The organism is Shewanella gelidimarina (genome assembly GCF_023283945.1).
GTDB classification, from domain to species: domain Bacteria; phylum Pseudomonadota; class Gammaproteobacteria; order Enterobacterales; family Shewanellaceae; genus Shewanella; species Shewanella gelidimarina.
In genome coordinates, this window is the sequence record NZ_JAKIKW010000052.1 from 1 (window position 1) to 4,727 (window position 4,727).

At 43.1% G+C, this 4,727-nt stretch carries 4 protein-coding genes and 3 tRNA genes; 1 reads left to right on the top strand and 6 read right to left on the bottom strand.

Annotated elements, in window-relative coordinates; genetic code table 11:
• The 4 genes from L2729_RS21345 to L2729_RS21360 all read right to left on the bottom strand — a co-directional run.
• Window positions 1-267, bottom strand: a 267-nt coding sequence (locus L2729_RS21345; RefSeq protein WP_248990034.1) for a GTP-binding protein, incomplete at its 3' end; no start/stop codon positions are given.
• A gap of 195 nt (window positions 268-462) precedes the next feature.
• Window positions 463-536: transfer RNA gene (locus L2729_RS21350), tRNA-Gly, on the bottom strand.
• Between the two features lie 35 nt (window positions 537-571).
• Window positions 572-656, bottom strand: a tRNA-Tyr gene (locus L2729_RS21355).
• A gap of 7 nt (window positions 657-663) precedes the next feature.
• Window positions 664-739 (bottom strand) — tRNA-Thr (locus tag L2729_RS21360).
• Between the two features lie 232 nt (window positions 740-971).
• Here L2729_RS21360 and coaA point away from each other — a divergent pair.
• Window positions 972-1,922, top strand: a complete 951-nt coding sequence (coaA, locus tag L2729_RS21365) for a type I pantothenate kinase (protein ID WP_248990035.1) — start codon at window positions 972-974, stop codon at window positions 1,920-1,922.
• Window positions 1,923-1,928: 6 nt separating this feature from the next.
• Here coaA and birA read toward each other — a convergent pair whose 3' ends face one another.
• Together birA and murB are read right to left on the bottom strand one after the other, a co-directional pair.
• Window positions 1,929-2,891 (bottom strand): bifunctional biotin--[acetyl-CoA-carboxylase] ligase/biotin operon repressor BirA, encoded by a 963-nt coding sequence (birA, locus tag L2729_RS21370; RefSeq protein ID WP_248990036.1) that lies wholly within the window; start codon window positions 2,889-2,891, stop codon window positions 1,929-1,931.
• 1 nt (window position 2,892) lies between these two features.
• Window positions 2,893-3,930, bottom strand: coding sequence for a UDP-N-acetylmuramate dehydrogenase (gene murB, locus L2729_RS21375; protein WP_248990037.1), 1,038 nt, complete (start codon window positions 3,928-3,930; stop codon window positions 2,893-2,895).
• Between the last annotated feature and the right edge of the window lie 797 nt (window positions 3,931-4,727).

Sequence of the window (4,727 nt, forward strand, 5' to 3'; positions counted from 1 at the left end):
AACATAATCGGCGTGACCAGGACAATCTACGTGTGCGTAGTGACGTGCAGGTGTGTCATATTCGATGTGAGAAGTATTAATTGTAATACCGCGCTCACGCTCTTCAGGAGCATTATCGATTTGTGCGAAATTCTTAACTTCACCACCGTAAGTCTTAGTTAAGACAGACGAGATAGCAGCTGTTAGCGTTGTTTTACCATGGTCGACGTGACCAATAGTACCAACGTTAACGTGCGGTTTAATACGTTCAAATTTTTCTTTAGCCATGGTATTGCCCCAATCCAAAATACTGGTGATGAAACTGCATGTAGCAAAAAATCCGATGCATAAATGCTACCGAATCAGTGAGTAAGATAATTAAGATATATAAGAAGCAGGAGGCGTGCTGACAGAAGGTCTTAAACGGGAAAAAGCACTCGTAATCGAGTGCTTTCTACTGATTAAGTATTATCAGCAAGAATTTGGAGCGGATGGCGGGAATCGAACCCGCGTTATCAGCTTGGAAGGCTGGAGTAATACCATTATACGACATCCGCGTAACCTACTTCAGGTTACCTAACTAACTAGAAAGTGGTGGAGGGAGAAGGATTCGAACCTTCGAAGGCTGAGCCGTCAGATTTACAGTCTGATCCCTTTGGCCACTCGGGAACCCCTCCAGGGAAATGGTGCCGGCACCAAGAGTCGAACTCGGGACCTACTGATTACAAGTCAGTTGCTCTACCAACTGAGCTATGCCGGCGTGTCATTTCGGTAGCGGATATTATGGAAGTGTGAGCATAAGTGCAATAGCAAAATCGTTTTTTTTCTAAAAAAAACACCAACAGAGGGTTTTTTACGCGCATTTACGCCTTAATGTTTACTTTTAAGCCAATTAAATTGATTTACTCAACATTGGCTAAACGACTATCCCGTAGCAGTTGTCGATAATAAATTCATAGTGTAATCTGCCCTCCTTAACGGAGAACTTCGCAATGACGCAAAACAATCAAATTCATAAAGCACTTTACCTACCTTTCGAGCGTCAGCAATGGGCTGAATTGAGAGAATCGGTGCCTTTAACACTCAGTGAAAATGATCTAGCTGATCTGCGCGGTATCAACGAAAAAATATCACTTTCAGAAGTCACTGATATTTATCTTCCTTTAAGTCGACTACTCAATCTTAATGTAGGTGCTAAACAGCAACGCGGCTTAGCACTTAATGAATTTCTCGGCCGAGTTCCGCCGAAAAGACCCTACATTATTAGCATTGCCGGCAGTGTCGCTGTAGGGAAAAGCACTACAGCACGTATTTTGCAGGCACTACTCAGTCATTGGCCCGAACATCCTAAAGTCGATTTAATGACTACAGATGGTTTCCTGCATCCGCTGGCAGAGCTTAAGCGCCGTGGTTTAATGCAACGTAAAGGATTTCCAGAAAGTTACGATATGAAGGGGTTAGTCGAGTTTATTTCAGCAGTAAAAGCGGGGGAGTCGGCCGTCAGTGCCCCCATCTACTCTCATATCACCTACGACAGAATACCTAATCAGTTACAGTGGGTCCGTCAACCCGACATTCTTATCATTGAAGGTTTAAATGTATTGCAGACTGGGCAAGACTCAGCGGTAGACACTCGACGTCCATTTGTATCTGATTTTGTCGACTTTAGTATCTATGTTGATGCAGAAGAAGAATTATTAAAGAAATGGTATATAGAACGTTTTCTACAATTTAGAACCGGAGCATTTAGTGAAGATAGCTCTTATTTTCACCATTACTCTCAATTAAGCGATGCTGAAGCAACAGCGATAGCATCAAAAATTTGGGACAGCATCAATGGGCCAAACTTAACCTTAAATATCCACCCAACTCGTGAACGAGCTCATCTTATTTTGCAAAAAGGACAGGACCATCGAATGGATCAAGTCCTCTTAAGAAAATAGTACTCGTTAAGTTAAAGATCGTAGGCTTATTTCACCACCAATAAAGCTCTTTAGGCCGTTAGTAGTCTCGAGCATTACGGCTCCCTGCTGATCAATGCCTCTGCAAATGCCATGAACTTCCTCAGTACCTATAATGAGCTTGATCTCTTGGCCGTTAAAGAGATCTGCCTCTCCCCATCGAGCTTGAAAAGGCGCTAAACCTTCATCTTGAAACTTGCACAGATCTTGCTGTAACTGTTTCTGCAACAACGTCAGCAATGCTGTCTTATTAGGCATATTTTCCAGAGAGGTTAAATCACTCCAAGGCTGGTCAATCGATTTTCCTTGCTGCTCGCTCATCGCCATATTCAACCCAATGCCGATCACAAGATTGCATTCGCTGTCGGTGTGGCCGCTCATCTCGATCAATACACCCGCTAATTTCTTGCCCGCCAAGTAGATATCATTAGGCCATTTAACTCCCACATTGGGCACGTCTAGTTGCTCAAGCACTGACACAATGGAACACGCAACCACTAAACTTAACCCCATCGCCTGAGCCATTCCCTGCGGAAACTGCCAATACATAGAGAAATAAAGATGACATCCATAAGGCGATACCCAAACACGCCCTCTTCGGCCCCGCCCAGCGGACTGATATTCAGCGACACAAATATCACCAGAATCGAGTTCATCGGCATGCTTTAGGATAAAACCATTGGTACTGGGGATCTCATCAAAATAGAAACATCGCTGCTTGATTCCACTTTTTAACGAGCTTTCATCCACTAAAGATAGCGGGTTACTTAATTTGTAACCTTTACCTTTGACGCAATAAATATCAACGCCATAACCTTCCAGCCCGCTAATATGGTTAGCGACTGCCGTTCTCGATACCCCAAGCTTTGCCGCTAATGCTTCGCCTGAAACAAAATGCCCATTAGCAAGCTCAGCTAAGATGCTGCGCTTACGACTCCATTGCTCTGCCATGTTATAAACTCCTTTCTCCAGTCGCCGCGATCATTCTAGGTTCTGGCTCTAATTTGATACCAAACTTGTCTTCAATACAATCGACCACATGCTGTGCCAGCGTTAAAATATCATTACTGGTGGCATTGTCTCGGTTTATTAATACCAACGCTTGATCTTGATGTACTGCAGCGCCGCCAACTTGATAACCTTTTAATCCAGCATTCTCAATGAGCCAACCTGCGGCAACTTTTGTATTAGCCATCCCTAGGGGATATCCGACGATGCTCGGGAATTGATGCACTAGGGCATTAAATTGATGGTTAGCAATCACCGGGTTTTTAAAGAAACTACCGGCATTACCGACCTTATTGGGATCAGGTAGCTTAGTCATTCGAGTTTGGCAGATACAGTCAAACACTTCTCTAGGCGTTACATTGGTATTTTTTAGTGCCTTAAGTGGTCCATAATCCAATTTAGGTGTCCATACTTTAGCGACTTTAAAGCCCACTCGAGTAATTAGTGCTTTACCTAATAATTGCTGCTTAAAAATTGAATCTCTATAAGCAAACTGACAGTCTTTTGCATTCAGTCGAATATGCTTGCCAGTGGCAAGTTCCACGTATTCAACCCAGTCACATATATCCGTTAACTCAACACCGTAAGCACCAATATTTTGAATCGGCGCAGCACCCACCTTGCCGGGAATAAGCGCAAGGTTTTCTAATCCAGCAATATCTTGTGCTAAACAGAAGCAAATGAGTTCATGCCAATTCTCTCCCGCTGCAACCGAAAGAAGGTGAAAATCTTCAGTCTCAGCAATTTCAATCCCTCTCGTTTCAACAAGTACCACAGTGCCCTTAAAATCGTCACAGAAAATGACGTTACTACCGCCACCAAGCACCAGCATGGGCTCTTTAGCTTGATAAAGCGCTAAGCAGCAAGAGATCAGCTGCTCTGTAGTTTTAGCGGTAATAAGCTCTCGACAGGAGTGCTCAAGCCCAAAGGTATTATGTGATTTTAGAGAAACGGAATGGGTCACTGAGGCAGTCTTATTCATCAAAGGAAAGTCGCATTGTATCGTAAACCGATTACTCTCAGAAGCCCCTATCACCTAACTTGGATTTAACCAAAGACGGAGTCGACTGGCGCACGGTATTTAGCTGCCACATTTCATAGGGCCAGGCGTAAGTGTCTCGTCATGGATCAAGTGTGCTGTCAGCATTCCCGGCCAACAAGATCTATAGTTTTGCTTCTACCTGTCCAACTTAATCAATAAACTACTTATCTTCAGCTGTTTTCATTTGAGCCTTAGTAAGGATGCTGTATGTGATAGGTTTCAGTAGGTTTTTTGACGAAATTTCGCAGTCGTTTAGTCAAAGCATAATGCAATGAAGGCACACCACCGACTCAACAGGTCAGCAGAGCCAACGAGAGGCATTTCACATTCTGCAGCTTTGGGAGATTGGCTTTATATCTATTTTATCTACTTTATCTACTTTATCTACTAACGTAACTTTCTCAGCAAATAGTACTGTCTGTTCGATTAGAATTTTTGCAGTTACCACTTTTAAATACAGGTGAGATATCGGTATTCGCTCACTAAACCACAGCTTTTCTTGTTCAGTTATCGTCCGCTTTTTCGGTAGAAACCCAGTCTTAGTTGCTTTTACTCAGTCAGAAATAGATTGAAAAATCGCGATAGGAATATAAAAGTGGCGAACTATAATAATGCACTGACCCATATCAGCTCAATAATAAACCAAAGCGAGCCAACGGGCCCGTGTATTGTCTCTTTCATGGCATAAAAAACAGACACGAAAAAGCCCTAGCATTGCTGCTAGGGCTTATCGTAAT

Excerpts from the sequence above, each read along its gene's own strand:
- coaA (WP_248990035.1), top strand. The coding sequence starts at position 972 with ATGACGCAAAACAATCAAATTCATAAAGCACTTTACCTACCTTTCGAG.
- birA (WP_248990036.1), bottom strand. The coding sequence starts at position 2,891 with ATGGCAGAGCAATGGAGTCGTAAGCGCAGCATCTTAGCTGAGCTTGCT.
- murB (WP_248990037.1), bottom strand. The coding sequence starts at position 3,930 with ATGAATAAGACTGCCTCAGTGACCCATTCCGTTTCTCTAAAATCACAT.